Source organism: Chryseobacterium viscerum, assembly GCF_025949665.1.
Taxonomy (GTDB): domain Bacteria; phylum Bacteroidota; class Bacteroidia; order Flavobacteriales; family Weeksellaceae; genus Chryseobacterium; species Chryseobacterium viscerum_A.
Genome location: NZ_JAPDFT010000001.1, coordinates 1,641,989 through 1,659,921, shown reverse-complemented (window position 1 = coordinate 1,659,921; position 17,933 = coordinate 1,641,989). Strand labels below are relative to the sequence as shown.

Here is a 17,933-nt window from a genome sequence, read left to right as displayed (position 1 = left end):
TTGAAGTTTATAAAATATTCCTACCTTTGCAACGGCAAGTCCTAAACAACCAGCTCCTGAGAATCCTCCAGGGTGGGAACGCAGCAAAGGTAATCGGTCGTAGCGGTGTGATTTAGGTAGCTTGCCATTTTTTTTTGATTTAAAGTAAGAAGAGAGGTAATTTGATAATTATCTTTTTTTGTTTTTAATACCTTATGCATCATTTTCATTTTTCTAATTTTCAGATTACCTCCGGTTCAGTTATTGATTAAAATTCGAATGTCTCACCCAATTTTGGTAAAACAAGTTCTACATTTTTATCTGCAAAATGCTTTAATGCACTTTCGTGATTGATTTCAATGGCAGGGAAAGTATCAAAGTGACATCCGATTACTTTTGGAGTTTTCAACAGTTCTGCCGCTGCAAAAGAAGCTTTTCTAGGGCACATTGTATAGTGGCTCCCGATTGGAAGGATAGAAAGATCAATGTTTCCGTATAATCTCGGGAACAGCTCCATATCAGCCATTACTCCTGTATCTCCAGCCAAATAGATGTTCTTGCCTTCAGGAAGTCTGAAGATATACCCTACAGGAACGCCTCCGTAGCTTCCGTCCGGGAAAGAACTTGTATGGTGAGCTGGAACCATGGAAATTTTAAGATCATCGATTTTTGCCGATCCCCCTAAGTTCACATCGTCTCTATTCTTTGCTTGTTGGAAGTAACCGCATACTTCCGGTACACCAATAATGGTAGCTTCCGGATAATGCTGCAACACCTCTGCTACATCGGCAATATGATCACCGTGCGCATGGGTCAACAGGATGTAGTCGATTTTTTGAGCAGCAATATCAAAACCTGATTCTGCTTTTTTGTAGTTGTAAAAAGGGTCACTCAAAATTGTTTTATCCTTGTACGTGAACAGGAAACAATTTTGCCCTAAGAATTGTATTTTCATTTTAAATTTAGTTTTAAAATTTTTGAAAAAAAATGATTCATCAACCTAATTGAAAGAAACATCTTTTTTAATTTAAGAACACCCCATTGGGGGCTTTAAAAAAAACTCATATACCAACAGACATGTTGGTATTATTATTAAAATCTGGAGAACCAATAGTGGCTTCATTACTTGCAATTTACCGATTAACACATAAAAAGCTAAAACAGCATTGGCAATGATAATTAAAGTAATGAAGGCCGGAATAAAATCAATTTCAAAAACTGACATTCCGCTCCCTAGCTCTTCAATCAAATAATAAATAAGTAATAAAGCTAAAACAATTGACAGAAAAGAAGTTATCTTTAAAGCAGTCTTCATGATTTCTATTTCTGCGGGAATTTATCTTCAATTAAATTGAGATTAATTCCATGTTCCAGATAAGCTTTACAACCGTCTAAAACTGTCGTAAAACCTCCTGTATTGTCATTAATCACTTTTAACAGATCTTCACCTGTCTGGCTAAATCCATAACTTTTAATGATAACAAGAGTTCCTTTTTCCATGGTTTTGAACTCATAGTCTACATTTACTGAAGGCTCGCCCCACTCTGTTTTGATCAGCTGATTCGGAATAATCTGATGTACATTTACTACGTTTTTCACGCCGTACATTTCCCATTCCCAGGTAATCGTTTTTCCTTCTTCTAATTTTCCGGTAGATTTTGTGAACCAGAAGTTAGTTGTTATTTCAGGGTTGATAAATGCTTCAAAAACATCTTCAACCGGTTTTCTGATAAGCATTTGAGCTTCAACATAGACATTAGAACTCATGATGTAATATTTTAGATTTAGTTAAATAAATTCAATCCGGCTGCCGTAAGAATGGCCATTACAAACGTCATGATCCCCACCTGCTTTAAATACTGATCTAATTCTTTTGGTTCTTTTACCGATAAAATCTTTCTTCTCAGTTTTGAGAGTGGAAATAACAGAATCATTACGATGAAAACATAATAGTTTTGCTGCTGCATAAATCCGTTTATTCCTAAAAACGCAAGAATCAGTAATAAAGGAAGCTGCAACAGGACCATTTCATAGATCATTGCATTTCTGAATCCTATTCTCAATGCAAAGCTGTTTTTTCCTGATAGTTTATCGCTTTCAATATCTCTCATATTATTCAGGTTAAGAACCGCCATACTCATCATTCCAACAGCTGTTCCAGGTAACAGCATATCCCAGCTGAAAGTTTTGGTGAATAAAAAGTAACTTCCACATACGGAAACAAGTCCGAAAAAGATAAACACGAAAATATCTCCCAGTCCCATGTACCCATAAGGTTTTTTACCCACTGTATACCCAATCGCTGCCAGAATACTTGCCACTCCTAATCCTATGAAAATATAAAATTCATTCATATAGTTTGGAATGAAAGCAACGTACAACAGTGCAATAGTTGCAATGAAAGATAATGCTGCGAAAAGAATCACTGCATTTTTCATCTGTTTTGCCGTAATTTTTCCTGATGCTACCGCTCTTGCTTCAGCTTCATTGATTCTTTTGGCGTCAGTCCCTTTTACTCCGTCACCATAATCATTGGCATAATTTGATAAAATTTGGTACAAAAGGGTCACCAAAAGAGCGAGTGCAAAAATCTTCCAGTCCCAGGTTCCACCTTCTCCGTAAAGTCTCCACTTTGCGATGAAAGCTCCCATAATAATTCCGCTTAGGGAAAGCGGTAAAGTTCTTAGCCTAGCGGCTTTTATCCAATCCGTCATATTATTTTTTTGTATTCATGTAAAATGTATTCATGTAAAATGATAAAAACGATACTTATATCATTAATACTTTTTACATGAATACATTTATACAATATTTACGATATCCACTGATCTTCTCCGAAGTTTGGCTTTCTTTTTTCAAGGAAAGCATTTCTTCCTTCCTGAGCTTCTTCCGTCATATAGGCCAGGCGGGTTGCTTCTCCTGCGAAAACCTGCTGACCTACCATCCCATCGTCTGTAAGATTCATGGCAAATTTCAGCATTCTGATAGAAGTAGGAGATTTAGCTAATATTTCCTGAGCCCACTCATAAGCTGTATCTTCTAATTCAGCATGAGGAACTACTTTGTTTACCATTCCCATTTCTAAAGCTTCCTGAGCGGAATAATTTCTTCCTAAAAAGAAAATTTCACGGGCTTTTTTCTGTCCCACCATTTTAGCAAGATAAGCAGAACCGTAACCACCATCAAAGCTTGTAACATCAGCATCAGTCTGCTTGAAAATAGCATGTTCTTCGCTTGCTAAAGTTAAATCACATACAACATGAAGTGAGTGTCCTCCACCAACTGCCCATCCGGGAACAACTGCAATAACAACTTTAGGCATGAAACGGATCAAACGCTGAACTTCAAGGATATTCAAACGGTGTCTTCCGTCTTCTCCTACATATCCCTGATGTCCTCTGGCTTTTTGATCTCCTCCACTACAAAAGGCCCATCCGCCGTCTTTAGGGCTTGGTCCTTCTCCTGAAAGCAATACAACCCCTATTGAAGGGTCTTCATAGGCATCATAAAAAGCATCGTATAATTCTGAAGTTGTTTTAGGCCTGAAAGCGTTACGTACCTCTGGTCTGTTGAAAGCAATTCTTGCTACTCCGTTAGATTTTTTATAGGTAATATCTTCGTATTCCTTGGCGGTTTTCCACTCGATCATCTTATAAAAATTTTTCTCAAAGATACGGAATTACAGAGAATTTCTGAGGGTGAAATTTACTGATCTCTACTATAAGAAGAGAAATTTTGAATGTATGAATTGGGTATGAAGAATTTTCAATAGAACTGCATAACCGTGGCGGTAACCAATTAAACCTAACAGGTTTTAAAAACCTGTTAGGTTTATAGAATTTAATCCAAAGTTACAACAGATCTAAAAGCTTCTACATGAACATAAAATTCGGATAAAAACTTCAGTCAACACTTTCTGTTTAAAATAAAACCGGAACATTTCTGTTCCGGTTTTCATATCTGTTGTTTGTTAAAAATGATTATTTTGCTCCAGCAGCTGTAAGCTCAGCTTCTTTAGCTTTCATTTCTTTAACTTTATCCATATTTTTAGTTACCATGTAAATTTCCTTTAATGCAGAAACAGCATCAATGCTCTTTGGATTTGCTTTATACCATCCTTCAGCGTATGGTAATGCTTTTCCAAATCTTTCTCTTCTTGCGTCGATCAATTTAGAAGCTTCATCCGGCTTGTCTTTTCTCAATGCATTGATCTCTCCTACTACTTTAGCATCGTCACCAATAGTTGTATATACTAAGTTTTGGTATGCGTCAGAGAAGTCAGGTTTAAGCTCAATTGCCTTTTTGAATGCCTCTACTGCATCATTTACAGTAGCAGGATTTTTAGCCTGCATTACCCCAAGGTTATACCAGTTGGTTGCATCGTTAGGATTCTTAGCTAACTGTTCTTTCAATCCGGAAACGAATTTATCCGTATTTCCTGACTGAAGATACGCTGTAGTCTGAGCTTCTTTAAGCTTAGCACTGTTTGGGAATTTAACTAATCCTTTTTCGATAACAGCAAGAGCCTCAGGTCCTTTTTTCGCATTAAGAAGTAATGAAGCAAGAGTTTCGTATAAATCTGCTTCTATACTTTTAGTCTGCTCTGTTTTGAAATCAGAATAGTCAGCATTCTTCTTCATAAGCTCCCAAGTTGATTTATCAAGATTTACAACCTGCCCAGTTTTCTTTTCTTTTGCAGTATAAGTAGTTTCTACTCCTGTAAATCCTGAATTAACAAGGTCTGTATAAATTTTGATAGATTGGTCACTGTTATTAGCTAATGCGTGGCTAAGTCCAGCATAATACATATATATTTTGTTGTCCTGTCCGCTAGACTTTAATAAGTCATAAACTTCAATGAACTTAGGTGCTGCAGCTGCATAATTTTTTGCATTATACGCGTCCATAGCAACTTTGTTCGCTTCCTGAAGCTGAGCATTCAAAGCATTCGCATCTTTTTTCTGCCCAAAAGCAAAAGCAGACGCTACGATAGCCATTCCTAAAATTAGTTTCTTCATAATAACTATTTTATATTTATATTGTACAATTTATTCTTCAGAATCAGAATTCTCATTTTCCTCTGCTGCATTTTCATTTTCAGCCTGAGGTATTGTATTGTCTTCCTGGTTATCAGCTACAATATCTGTTTCTTCTTCAGTTTCTTCAGAATCTTCTTCTACATCTTTATCCATTGCTACTTTTGCAATGGCTGCAATTTCGTCATTTTTCTTAAGATTGATCAGTTTTACTCCCTGAGTATTTCTACCCATTACTCTCATTTCATCCATACCCATTCTGATTGCAACACCGGATTTATTGATAATCATCAATCCATCTTCGTCTGTTACATTCTGAATAGCAATCAGATTTCCTGTTTTTTCGGTAATGTTCAGGGTAATAACTCCTTTTCCTCCTCTGTTGGTAATTCTATAATCTTCTACTGCAGTTCTCTTTCCGTATCCTTTTTCAGATACTACAAGTACTGTTTCGTTTTCTACATCGTTCACAACAATCATACCAATAACCTCATCATTGTCTTCCATGGCAATACCTCTTACCCCGATAGATCCTCTACCTACTTCTCTTACTTTTTCTTCAGGGAAACGGATACATTTACCATTTTTAGTAGCAATCATAATCTGAGATGTTCCATTAGTAAGGTAAGCACCCAACAACTGGTCATTATCTCTGATTTCGATAGCATTTACTCCATTTACTCTTGGTCTTGAATAGGCTTCTAATGATGTTTTCTTGATTGTACCGTTTTTGGTAACCATTACAACGCTCATTTGATTTACATATTCGGAATCCTTCAGGTTGTTGGTTCTGATATATGCTTTGATCTTATCATCCGGTTCAATGTTGATAAGGTTTTGTACTGCTCTTCCTTTTGCTGTTTTGGAGCCTTCCGGAATTTCAAATACTCTTAACCAGTAACATCTTCCTTTTTCTGTAAAGAATAACATATACTGGTGGTTGGTTGCAGAAACAATATATTCAAGGAAATCGGAATCTCTTGTTGTTGCTGCTTTATTTCCTACACCACCTCTGCTTTGAATTTTATATTCTGAAAGTGAAGTTCTCTTGATGTATCCTGCGTGAGAGATGGTAAGAACTACAGCTTCGTTCGGGATAATATCTTCAATAGACATTTCACCTCCTGAGTAATCAATTTCTGTTCTTCTTTCGTCTCCGTATTTTTCTTTGATTTCGATCAATTCGTCCTTGATGATCTGGAATCTTCTTGGCTCATTCGCTAAGATATCCTCTAGATTTTCAATTTCTTTCATGATGGCATCGTATTCATCACGGATCTTATCAAGCTCCATTCCTGTAAGACGAGCTAATCTAAGATCAAGGATCGCTTGAGCCTGAATGTCTGAAAGTTCAAACGCTTCAATCAAGCCTTCTTTTGCAGCCTGAGGGTTTGCACTGTGGCGGATAATAGAAATCGCTCTGTCTAAAGCATCTTGAGTTCCAATCACTTTCATGAATCCTTCAAGAATATGTGCTCTTTCTTTTGCTTTCTTAAGCTCAAACTGAGTTCTTCTTACGATTACCTCATGTCTGTGCTCTACAAAGTGATGAATGATATCTTTAAGGTTCAGCTGCTCCGGTCTTCCGTGTACCAATGCAATATTGTTTACACTGAAAGAAGTCTGAAGTGCCGTATATTTATATAATAGGTTAAGAACAACATTCGGAATAGCATCGTTTTTCAATTCATAAACAACACGAAGTCCTTTTCTGTCCGATTCGTCTCTGATCTCATGGATACCAGGGATTTTTTCATCTTTAACAAGCTCTGCTGTTCTTGCGATCATTTCCGCTTTGTTAACCTGATAAGGAATCTCACTAACGATAATAGCGTTTCTGTTTCCGATTTCATCAAAGCTAACCTTAGCTCTTAAAACAACTCTACCTCTTCCTGTATGGAAAGCATCTCTTACTCCGTCATACCCATAGATGATACCACCTGTAGGGAAATCCGGTGCAATGATGTGCTGCATCAGCTCGTCTATTGTAATTTCCTTATTATCAATATAAGCGCAGATAGCATCTACAGACTCAGATAAGTTGTGTGGCGCCATATTGGTTGCCATCCCCACTGCAATACCGGAAGTACCGTTTACCAAAAGGTTCGGAACTTTAGTTGGCATTACTGTAGGCTCCTGTAAACTGTCGTCAAAGTTATTCTGGAAATCAACCGTCTCTTTGTCTAAGTCTGAAAGCACCTCATCAGAGATTTTTTTCAATCTTGCCTCGGTATAACGCATTGCTGCAGGCGGGTCACCATCCATTGAACCAAAGTTACCCTGGCCGTCAACCTGAGGATAACGTAAGCTCCAGTCCTGGGCCATTCTTACCATAGCATCATATACAGAGGAATCTCCGTGCGGGTGATATTTACCCAAAACATCCCCAACAATTCTCGCAGATTTTAAATATTTTCTATTAGAAAACACCCCTAATCCATACATACCGTAAAGAACTCTTCTATGAACAGGTTTCAAGCCGTCTCTTACATCCGGTAACGCTCTTGAAACGATAACGGACATCGAATAATCGATATAAGACGACTTCATTTCATCAACAATGTTGATAGGAATCAGTCTTTCTCCTTCTTTTTGCATAAACAAATTTTATTGTAATGATATTCAAACTCTTAGCTGTAAGTCTGAAAATTATTTATTTCCAATTTTTATTAACGGGCTAATTTACGAAAAAAATGCCGATTTTTGCTGTAGAATTTATCCAAAAAATCTTAAAAATTCATAAAAATATGAGCGTATTAAGTATAACTTTCCACTGTACGAAAGATAACCTAGAAGAATGGGAAAATTATATTGATGAAACACTGGTTTTAATGACTGAAAACCTGATGGATGTAGACAAATATATTCTTTCTGAGGTACACAGTGACTTTATTGAGGAAGGTAAAAATTATAATCTCCTGCTAATCTTTGACAATGATGAACTAAGGGAAGATTTCATTCAAAGCGAACTTCTGAATATTTCTGAAAGAATAGAGAAAAAGTTCGGACAGGGAGTGATGATTTTTAGTACTTTTCTGAACCCTAAAAAATCCAGATTATAATTTATAATAAAAAGCACTGAAAAAATTCAGTGCTTTTCTTTTTTTATCTGTGATGTCCATGACCACGGCCTCTGTGATGATGGCCACGATCGTCATAAATATACACTTTCTTAACCTGGCCAGGTGCATAATATCTTGCACTTCCACCATAATACCTTTTTGCATGGCCCGGCGGCATCCTCCTCCCATGAGGCTCATGTACTATGCAAGAGGACAGCATTAATAGTACCACGCCTACCCCAACAATTTTAAACATACTTTTCATTATTTTCACTTTTTCAATTCCGATAGCGAAATATATCAATGTTAATGCCAAAAGAAATTGAAATTAAGCTAATGTATGTTAAAAATGACTGCTAATGTTTTTATTTTATAAACTAATAACCACTTCTTTTTTTCACCTGTCCCGGAGCATAATCTTTTGCACTTCCGCCATATATTTTTTTAGCCTGTCCCGGTGGAATTGTTTTGACGCGACGCCCATTGTCATGCACTACACATGATGACAGCATAAACATCACGATAAGAACTCCTGTAATTTTAATCAAATTTTTCATTATTTCTATTTTTTCACCTTTAATATTACAAGGGTAATGCCAAATTGAAAAGTTCAGAGTCCAAGGTTTAGGGTTTAGGGTTGAAATATACAGCCTTTTATTGTGAATGGTCAATTTTGCTTCGCAAGTCAATAGTGAATTTGGTTGGTTATGAGGATTAGTGTACTTATCAAACAAATTTATCATTCTTTAAATAATTTCGCTTCTTTTCTCCATCAAAACAAGATCTTTCCATTCGCCGTTGAGCTTTCCGATTTTTTTACGGACTCCCACTACTCTGAAACCGTTTTTCTGGTGAGATTTAATGGCCATTTCATTTTCGGAGAAGATATTGGTCTGCAATGTCCAGAATCCGTGGTCTTCGCTGTCCAAAATTATCTTTTTAAGCAAAATGGAACCCAATCCTTTCCCCTGGTATTCTTTATCAAAATAAATGCTTACTTCTGCAACTCCTTTAAAACTTTCTCTTTTGCTGATTGGTTTCAGGGCGCACCATCCTATTACTTCATTATTTTCATTTTCAAGTACCCAGCGGCAATCGTTGAAATATTCCATGCTCCAGGCTTCGGCTGTAGGAACTTCCGTTTCCAAAGTAGCAATTCCACTGTCTACTCCCTGCCGGAAGATCTCCAGTACTCTGGCTTCGTCATTGGGAAGCATTTCTCTTAATTCGTAATTCATCGTATTTAATGGTATTTTCTTTTCATTTTTCTTTTAATTCTTGAATAGTGGGTCTGCTTACTCTTCTCGTCCTGGGAAACAACACTGATATTCCCATCAACTTCCAGAACGGAGAGTTTTACATTGTTTATGTTTTCAATCCCATGTTCTCTTATGGCTTCTTCCAATTCACTTTCTGTAATTTTTACACGATTCAGGGCTGCCTGATCCGCAACTCCATCTCTGATAAGAATTACCGGTTCATCTTCCATAAAAGTCTGAAAGGAACGGCTGGAGAACATGATCCTTTTTAAAATAAAATTAGCAGCAAACAAAACCAATGCCGCAATAATTCCTCCCTGAAGAGAGGTATCAGGGCCTACCATCGCATTCTGGACAGCATTTGAAATTAATAACAACAATACAACATCCCCTGCGTTGAGCTGGGAAAGCTGGTTTTTACCAAATAAACGAATAGCAATTACCATGAAAAGGTAAACGCAGAGGGAACGGACAGCAACGTTAAGAATAGTATCCACAATTTTTTTATCTACTCAAATGTATTGATTTTTGTGATTCGTAAAAAATATTTTATCGACAGATTTTGGTATACATTTTGAGCTTGGGATTCTGATAAACACCACAAAAAAAATAATATCAAATGAAAAAATTATTTCTCTGTTTAGGAATATTCCTGTTCTTTGTATCCTGTAAAAAAAATGAATCTCAGCCTGCTTTATCCCCTGATACAGCAATAAATGAAAAAGTAAATGAGCTTTATACCCAGTATGGTAAGTCTAATGAAGCTATTTATAATCAACCGATTCCGGATAGTTTATTTTCCCAGGATTTAAAAAAAGTTTTAGACGAGGCAATACACGCATCAAAAGCAGATATTGAAAGGGTAAAAAAAAGTGATCATCCTGATGAAAAGCCATTAATCTTTGAAGGGGCTATTTTTTCCAGTTTGTATGAAGGGTTCACAAGTTATAAAATCAAATCTGTCAAGATACAGGATAAAACTGCTGAAGCACTGGTAGCTTTTGAATATAACGACGCTGGATCAAAAGAAACATGGATGGATACCGTACATCTGACCAATACAGAGAAAGGATGGAGAATAGATAATGTTACTTTTGATAAAATAGGGAATTCTAAAGACCTTAAAGCAAGGTTAAAAGAATTTGTTCAAAGTACGAAATAACAGAAAAGCCGCTTATAAAAGCGGCTTTATTTTTTTACGGGCACTGAACGATTGGAATATCACTGCAAATTACTTTATTTGCCCACTCGCAAAACGTACAGTATTTTTTAGGCTCTCCTCCGTACACTGACTTCAAATCTGACTTCGTCAGTTTCTTTAAATTTTTCATATAGTTTTAATTTTATGGTTTGGCAAAACTAAAACATATCTGATTATCATTTATTACAACTTAATTTAATAAGTTTTCATTATTCACATGTTATTGAATAATATGCAATGAATATTATCTGCTGTGGATCTCCACTGTCACAGGCATTACGTAAGTGTAAGCAACCATGTTATCAGTCAGTTTATTGCGGTCTACTCTATAATCAAGGTCGCTTAATACTGTTTCAATTTCTTTGCTTACCGTTTTGCAGTCTCCTGTAGAATGAACATTTACAATTTTACCATTTTTGGCAATATCAAATTTCACTACTGAATTTACAGTTCCCTGTTTGTAATCAGGATTGGTAAGATCAAAATTAGCTTCCAGTTTATTTCTTATATCTGTAAAAGTTTCGCTCCTATTCAGCTGAATAGGTTCAATGGTATTATGATTGGTAGTTTGAGCTTTGGCAGTGTTCAAAACGGCAGCAAATCCACAAACGAAAAGTGAAGCAAACAATATTTGAATTCGATTTTTCATAACTAATTGGTTTTAAATATTATACTAACCTTTTTTTGTATCTCTTAACCAAAGTTATTAAAAATAATTCATATTAATTTTACATTCAGTTAACATTGAGTTAACATTGAAGTTTAATTAATTGATTTTCAGTGTAATAAATTTTTAAAATAATTGAAAATTTAATATTGGGAGTTAATTTTAGGCATAAAAAAGGCTAAACCTGATTAGTTTAGCCAATATTATATATTATTCTATCAGTTTTTTTAGCGCTTCATAAACTTTTTTCCAAGCACTATCTTGAAGATGAGATTTCCATAATCTAATTGGTTTGATATTATTTTTCTCATCTTGCGGAACAAAATAGTAATCACCCATTTTTACTTTTTGATCTTCATCATTATCAATATATAAATCGAGGTCAAATATTGTACAATCAGAAATCATAATGGGTAATATTTTCACTTTATTTTGTATTCTTTTTTTCATTGCATTTTGAAGTTCATGGTCATAAATAAAATCTGAACCAATAAAATCCTGACTTACCAACATAATTATAATATCTGCTTCATCTAATTTATCCAAAATTTCTTGCTGAACTTTTACACCAGCTTGCAATTTTAAATCTTGCCAAATATTTATTTTTCCACTTCTTTCTAAAGGCTTTAAAAAAGTCATTAACCTTTGTTTTTCAATAACATCTTCATGACTGTAAGAAATAAAAACTTTCTTCATATTTTTTATATTTTTATTATTGCTAAAATTTTGAAATTGAATTGTAGGAATTGAATTTTCATTTTTAATTAAATCGCCATTTTCTTTTAAGCTATATGAGGAAATACTTGAGGTGATTAAATTCTCATTTTCTAGCGTGTGATAATGTACAAAGTTTTTACTATCAACTGACAAATACATATCTTCAGGTGCTATATTATTTTTTAGAGATTGACTGCGAACGAAAGTGTACATATCCAAGTTTTTAATGTATTCCCTCTTCTCATTAAAATCCATATTTGAGGCATCAGTATTATCAGATAAAAAATTCTTTTGGTAATTACTTATATCATAATTAAAATCATTATTACTAAAATCCATATCTATTGCCCAATAAGTTAATAGAATTTCATGAAAAATTTTCTTTTCAATTTTAGATATTTTATTTTCTACTTTAGATATTACACCAACTTTAATAAGAAGTTTTCTAAAATCAAGTCGAATTAAGACTTTAACATCTTTTTCTTGGGTTGTAAAAATTAATTGATCTTTTCTAAATGATTTTGCTTCATACTTTCCTCCATACTTACAGATTAATTGATTTATAAAACCAAAAGGAATAAAGTTTTCGAATTTAAAAATGAAATTAAAATTATTAAAATCACCAAAAATAAAATAATCGTCTCCTTCATCTGTAGTTGATTGTAAATAACCAGGTACAATATATCTTATTGGTAAAGACTTTTCATCCAAAAAAATAACTTTATTGTATTTTAATAATTCTAATAAATTGGGATTATCAATTTTCTTTTCAAAAATCTCTTTTGGTATTTCGCCTTGATATCTTCTCAATATACTTTCATTAAAAACTTTATAAATTTCAGCTACGGTTTTTGTTGGCTGCAACCAAGCAACATTTTGTAAACTTTTGCAGTTTTTATAGTAAAGTATTACCCCCCGCTTAGAAAGCTGATCTAATTCTGCTTGTAAAAGGTTGATTTCATCCTCGCTTTTATTGTAATGAATTAAAAGATCTTTAATATCAACTTCATTTATTTTTTTATTATTTATTATAAATTTATATAGTTCATATTCGTCATTGGATATTTCTTTTTGTGGACGATTACTAATGATTTCTGAAATTTCTTCTTTAAAGCTTTGTAATATTAGTTTATAACTGTCTTTATGTAAACTTTTTTCTTCAAAGCTCAAATAAATGAATCTCTTTGTATTTTTATTTTGTAATATTTCTTGTGGATGTATATCTGAATGAGTTTGAATTTGATAAATATTTTTATTATCAGATGATTCCCCTTCTAATTCTTCTATATAGTTAATCTGTCCTAGCCAATATTTTTTATTAAAATTTATATTTTTTTGTCCTTTTGAATCTAGTTTTAATTCATTTATGTCAGTACTTTTATTCCAAAACAATAAATTAGTAGAAGTTTGGGTAAGAAATGCCTTGTAAATTCCATGATAGTAATCTTGCCCTCCGAAGTCATAAAAAATAGCTTCAGGCAAATTCTCTGTTTTTTTTGATTTAAAAGCACGAATATCTAGAATATGAGTAGAGTTATCATTTTTAGCTTTATTTGTAAAAAAAAAATTTAAAAATGTAGATTTACCAGAAGCATGATTTCCTAATAAGCAAATTTTCAAAGGAAGAGCAATTTCAATTTTTGTTGCTTGATATTTTTTAATTTCATTAATAATTATGTCGTAATGATTTTCATTCTTGTCAAGAATTATATTATTTTTTTCAATAAAAGGATTATTTTCTATCTTTAGCTCTTTTACATTACTATTTAAAAGCTCTTCACAATCTTTCAGATCTTCAATCAAGTTATGTGAAATATTGAAAAAAACAAGATCTTTTAGTTCAGAAATACCATCAATTTTATTTATTCTATTTGATTGTAAATCCAAGTTAGATAAGCTTTTCAAGTTTTCTATTTTTTCTATTCTTGTTATTAAATTTCTATTGAGATATAATCCATGCAAATTTTTAAGTTTACTTAATCCCTTCAATTCATAAATTTCATTATTCCCTAAAAATAAAGCAGAAAGATCTGTCAATTTGTCTAAACCTTCAATTGTATTAATTTTATTGCTATGTAAGTTAATAAACTTGAGATTTAGCAATTTATTCAACCCACTAATTTTACTAATTTTATTAAAAGATAAATTAAGAAATTTAAGATTTTCTAAATTTGTTAAATTCTCAATAATTTCAATATTATTACCTGATAAATCCAAGTTATACAATTGTAAATTTGATAATTCATCTATTTTTTTGATCAAATTATGACTAAATGATAATGATTTTAAATTAAGAAGATGCTCAATATTCTCTATCTCAATAATTTGATTAAAATTTAAGTTTAATCTTTCTAATAATTGAGGCATCAAATCTTGTACTTTCTCAATTTTATTAGATTGAAGATCTAATCTTTTTAAATTTGGGAAAGCTTGTAGTCCCTCAATTTTGTCTAGTTTATTTCCATTTAGAAGTAATTCTTCCAATACTAAAAATGAATTTGAGTAAATCTTTACAATATTATTGTGTGCAAGAGATAAAACTTTTAGATTAGGAAAATATGTAGACTGGGGAATTTTAGTTAGTTTATTATTATTCAAATAAAGTTCTTCTAAATTATCAAGATAATAAAAATCTATACTATCATCATTTAATAAATTATCTGAAATATGCAAAACCTTCAAATTAGGAAAAAAGTCTCTAATAAATAAATATTCTAATTGGTTTCCATTTAGGTATAATTCCTCTAAATCAGGAAATAAAATTAGTCCTTGAATTTTATCAAATCCGTTATTACATAAATTTAATGCAATAACATTTCCATTTTTGTCAAGTTTATAAATATTTTTCTTTTCTTTTTCACGAATATCAAAAACAAGGCTATTCGTCTCAGTTAATTCTATTTTATTTAAAATTTCAAAATCTCTAATATCATTAGGTTTATTCATAATTATTAGTTTTCCATAAAAATAAAAAAAGAATCTGCTTTCACAAATTCTTTTATATATTTAAGTTAATTTTTATTACTCCAGTTCCCTCTTCAAGAACTTCCCTGTCAAGCTTTTCTTAGACTTCACAATTTCTTCAGGAGTACCTTGTGCTACGATCTGTCCGCCATGCTTTCCTCCTTCTGGTCCAACGTCGATGATATGGTCTGCTAATTTGATTACATCCATATTATGTTCGATGATAATGAACGAGTTTCCAAGTTCTACCAGCTGGTTGATGGCTTCCATCAGGATTTTCACATCTTCAAAATGCAGTCCTGTTGTTGGTTCATCAAGAATATAAAGAGTATTTCCGGTTTGTCTTTTCGCCAGTTCGGTGGCTAGCTTGATACGTTGTGCTTCACCTCCTGAAAGTGTTGTCGACTGCTGTCCCAAGGTAATATATCCTAATCCTACATCCTGCAGCGTTTTTACTTTTGCAAAAATCTTAGGAATCGGCTGGAAGAAGTCTACCGCTTCATCAATGGTCATATCCAGAACATCAGAGATTGATTTTCCTTTGTAGCGAACTTCAAGGGTTTCCCTGTTGAAGCGTTTTCCGTTACATGTTTCGCAATGTACATATACATCCGGAAGGAAGTTCATTTCGATTACTTTCAATCCACCACCCTGACAGGTTTCGCATCTTCCACCTTTTACATTGAAAGAGAATCTTCCCGGCTTATAACCACGGATTTTACTTTCCGGAAGCTCAGCAAAAAGGTTTCTGATATCGGTAAACATTCCTGTATAGGTAGCAGGATTAGAACGCGGCGTTCTTCCGATTGGAGTCTGATCTACGTCTACAATTTTATCAATATTCTCTAACCCTTCAATCTTTTTATAAGGCAAAGGTTCCTGAACTGCTCTGTAGAAATGTTTGTTAAGGATCGGATATAATGTCCCATTAATCAAAGAGGATTTTCCGCTTCCTGAAATTCCGGTTACTACTACCAGTTTTCCAAGAGGAACATCAAGGGTTACATTTTTAAGGTTGTTTCCTGTAGCTCCTTTTAAAACAATATTTTTACCACTTCCTGCTCTTCTTTCTTCAGGAATTGCAATTTTTCTTTTTCCGTTAATGTATTGAGCAGTGATGGTATCTGCTTTCAACAAATCTTTTGGTTTTCCCTGCCAAAGGATTTCTCCACCGAATTTTCCGGCTCTCGGGCCAATATCCAATACCTCATCGGCTTCAAGAATCATGTCTTTATCATGCTCTACCACCAATACAGAGTTTCCGATATCTCTAAGGTTTTTCAGGGAATGAATCAGCCTTTCGTTATCTCTCTGGTGAAGACCAATACTCGGCTCATCAAGAATATATAAGACATTGACTAACTGAGATCCGATCTGTGTCGCCAGACGGATTCTCTGTGATTCTCCTCCTGAAAGGGTTTTTGAACTTCTGCTCAAACTTAAATAATCCAATCCTACATCCAGCAAAAACTGAAGTCTGGTTTCAATCTCTTTTAAGATCTCATGAGCAATAATTTTATTTTTTTCCGAGAATTTATCTCTAACATCAGCCAACCAGTCTTTTAAGTCTGCTAAGCTTAAACCATTGATCTCAGCAATATTTTTTCCGTCAATTTTAAAACTTAAACTTGAAGGCTGAAGACGTGTTCCATGACATTCCGGGCAGGTTTCTTCTGTTGTGAAGTGTCTTTCCAGCAAAATAGCTTCGTAAGATTCTCTTTCCTCAATAATTTCTTCCATGAAAGCAATCAGACCATCAAAACCAATTTTTATTTTCTTGGTAATTCCTGCGTATTTCAGGTCTTTATTGAATTCTTTATGGCATCCGTTGTAGATATAATCCAATGCTTCTTCAGGAATATCCTGCAAAGGCGTTGTTAATCCCAGTCCGAAAATCTCAAGAATATTTTTGATTTGGGAAAGAATCCATTTGTTAGATTTGATATCTTCCAATGGTAATAATCCTCCCTGATTGATTGACAGTTTGGGATTGTCTATGAAATAATCTGTATTGATTTTTTTGATTGTTCCCAATCCTTTACAGTCTGGGCAGCTTCCTTTCGGGGAGTTGAATGAGAAAGTATTTGGTTCCGGCAGAGCCAAAGAGTGTCCTGTTTCTGCATCCATCAGGTTTTTGGAAAAGTACTCAATGTCTTTGCTTTCCAGTTTCTGAATTCCGATAATTCCTTCCCCCATTTCCATTGCAGTACGCAATGATTTTTCCATTCTGCCTTCTGAGGCACTCTCCCCTATAATCCAACGGTCAATAACGATATCGATATCGTGGGTTTTATAACGGTCAAGTTTTAAATCATATTCAATATCCTGTAATTCTCCATCAATTCTTGCCTGTCCGTAGCCTTTTTTAGCCATCTGTACAAAAAGTTCATGATAATGACCTTTTCTGGAACGCACTACCGGCGCCAAAAGCATAATTTTCTCTTTTTTATAGTTTTCTTTGATGGTTTCCAGGATCTGGTCTTCGGTATAGCTCACCAGCTTCTGCCCGGTAGACAAAGAGTAAGCATCCGAAACTCTTGCATACAAAAGACGAAGAAAATCGTACAGTTCTGTCACAGTTCCTACGGTAGAACGAGGATTTTTATTGGTTGTTTTCTGTTCAATGGCGATAACGGGTGAAAGTCCTTCTATTTTATCTACATCAGGACGTTCCAATCCCCCCAGAAACTGACGTGCATAGGCAGAGAATGTTTCGATATAACGACGCTGGCCTTCTGCAAAAATGGTGTCAAAAGCCAATGAGGATTTCCCACTTCCGGAAAGGCCGGTAATAACGACCAATTCGTTGCGTGGAATTTTAACATTAATATTTTTAAGGTTGTGTTCACGTGCTCCGTAAACTTCTATATATTCTGTTGATTTGCTCATAATTCGGAGTGACTTTGCCTGAAAATCACAACGTGCAAAAATACGAAATTTTATAGACTTTTTTTGAATATTAGAACGATAAAAGTTTTATAAAAAATTCCTAGGTTTTGTTAATAGATTGGATCTTACTTTATTGAATTTTGCTGAATGATTTCATAC

The 17,933-nt window shown here is 34.0% G+C and carries 16 protein-coding genes and 1 other RNA gene; 3 read left to right on the top strand and 14 right to left on the bottom strand.

Annotated features, from left to right (window positions below; all coding sequences use genetic code 11):
- Positions 1–32: 32 nt before the first annotated feature.
- Positions 33–130, top strand: an RNA gene (ffs, locus tag OL225_RS07525) — signal recognition particle sRNA small type.
- 117 nt (positions 131–247) lie between these two features.
- On the opposite strand, the gene OL225_RS07520 is transcribed toward ffs, so the two are convergent.
- The 7 genes from OL225_RS07520 to gyrA all read right to left on the bottom strand — a co-directional run bounded on the left by OL225_RS07520 (position 248) and on the right by gyrA (position 7,613).
- Complete coding sequence (locus OL225_RS07520) at positions 248–934, bottom strand: metal-dependent hydrolase (RefSeq protein ID WP_121487943.1); 687 nt, start codon at positions 932–934, stop codon at positions 248–250.
- A 72-nt stretch (positions 935–1,006) separates the two neighbouring features.
- Complete coding sequence (locus tag OL225_RS07515; protein WP_264517816.1) at positions 1,007–1,294, bottom strand: hypothetical protein; 288 nt, start codon at positions 1,292–1,294, stop codon at positions 1,007–1,009.
- 5 nt (positions 1,295–1,299) lie between these two features.
- On the bottom strand, positions 1,300–1,746 hold the full coding sequence (locus tag OL225_RS07510; RefSeq protein ID WP_264517815.1) for an SRPBCC family protein: 447 nt from the start codon (positions 1,744–1,746) through the stop codon (positions 1,300–1,302).
- A gap of 17 nt (positions 1,747–1,763) precedes the next feature.
- The gene (gene menA, locus OL225_RS07505) at positions 1,764–2,693 is read right to left on the bottom strand and encodes a 1,4-dihydroxy-2-naphthoate octaprenyltransferase (RefSeq protein ID WP_264517814.1); all 930 of its coding nucleotides are present in this window, start codon (positions 2,691–2,693) and stop codon (positions 1,764–1,766) included.
- Positions 2,694–2,791: 98 nt separating this feature from the next.
- Positions 2,792–3,628: a 1,4-dihydroxy-2-naphthoyl-CoA synthase gene (locus OL225_RS07500; RefSeq protein ID WP_047374497.1), complete on the bottom strand. Its 837-nt coding sequence runs from the start codon at positions 3,626–3,628 to the stop codon at positions 2,792–2,794.
- A 331-nt stretch (positions 3,629–3,959) separates the two neighbouring features.
- Positions 3,960–4,997, bottom strand: coding sequence for a tetratricopeptide repeat protein (locus OL225_RS07495; protein ID WP_264517813.1), 1,038 nt, complete (start codon positions 4,995–4,997; stop codon positions 3,960–3,962).
- A 30-nt stretch (positions 4,998–5,027) separates the two neighbouring features.
- Positions 5,028–7,613, bottom strand: coding sequence for a DNA gyrase subunit A (gene gyrA, locus OL225_RS07490; protein WP_255815498.1), 2,586 nt, complete (start codon positions 7,611–7,613; stop codon positions 5,028–5,030).
- A 149-nt stretch (positions 7,614–7,762) separates the two neighbouring features.
- Between gyrA and OL225_RS07485 the strand changes: the two genes are divergently transcribed.
- Entirely contained in the window at positions 7,763–8,077 is a 315-nt protein-coding gene (locus tag OL225_RS07485) for a DUF4286 family protein (RefSeq protein WP_264517812.1), read from the top strand.
- Between the two features lie 377 nt (positions 8,078–8,454).
- Here the strand turns inward: OL225_RS07485 and OL225_RS07480 are convergent, their stop codons facing one another.
- The 3 genes from OL225_RS07480 to OL225_RS07470 form a co-directional block, all read right to left on the bottom strand.
- Positions 8,455–8,595, bottom strand: coding sequence for a quinol oxidase subunit 4 (locus OL225_RS07480; RefSeq protein WP_264518689.1), 141 nt, complete (start codon positions 8,593–8,595; stop codon positions 8,455–8,457).
- Between the two features lie 228 nt (positions 8,596–8,823).
- Positions 8,824–9,315, bottom strand: coding sequence for a GNAT family N-acetyltransferase (locus OL225_RS07475; RefSeq protein ID WP_047374486.1), 492 nt, complete (start codon positions 9,313–9,315; stop codon positions 8,824–8,826).
- Between the two features lie 5 nt (positions 9,316–9,320).
- On the bottom strand, positions 9,321–9,833 hold the full coding sequence (locus OL225_RS07470) for a DUF421 domain-containing protein (protein ID WP_264517811.1): 513 nt from the start codon (positions 9,831–9,833) through the stop codon (positions 9,321–9,323).
- A gap of 122 nt (positions 9,834–9,955) precedes the next feature.
- Here OL225_RS07470 and OL225_RS07465 point away from each other — a divergent pair, with 122 nt between their 5' ends.
- Entirely contained in the window at positions 9,956–10,498 is a 543-nt protein-coding gene (locus tag OL225_RS07465; RefSeq protein ID WP_264517810.1) for a hypothetical protein, read from the top strand.
- A 34-nt stretch (positions 10,499–10,532) separates the two neighbouring features.
- Here OL225_RS07465 and OL225_RS07460 read toward each other — a convergent pair whose 3' ends face one another.
- The 4 genes from OL225_RS07460 to uvrA form a co-directional block, all read right to left on the bottom strand.
- A complete protein-coding gene (locus OL225_RS07460) occupies positions 10,533–10,667 on the bottom strand; it encodes a bacteriocin-like protein (protein WP_089692266.1) in 135 nt (44 codons plus the stop codon).
- Positions 10,668–10,781: 114 nt separating this feature from the next.
- A complete protein-coding gene (locus OL225_RS07455; protein ID WP_223600777.1) occupies positions 10,782–11,186 on the bottom strand; it encodes a hypothetical protein in 405 nt (134 codons plus the stop codon).
- A 228-nt stretch (positions 11,187–11,414) separates the two neighbouring features.
- Positions 11,415–14,867, bottom strand: coding sequence for a leucine-rich repeat domain-containing protein (locus OL225_RS07450; protein WP_264517809.1), 3,453 nt, complete (start codon positions 14,865–14,867; stop codon positions 11,415–11,417).
- A 75-nt stretch (positions 14,868–14,942) separates the two neighbouring features.
- Positions 14,943–17,774: an excinuclease ABC subunit UvrA gene (uvrA, locus tag OL225_RS07445; protein WP_264517808.1), complete on the bottom strand. Its 2,832-nt coding sequence runs from the start codon at positions 17,772–17,774 to the stop codon at positions 14,943–14,945.
- Positions 17,775–17,933: the final 159 nt, after the last annotated feature.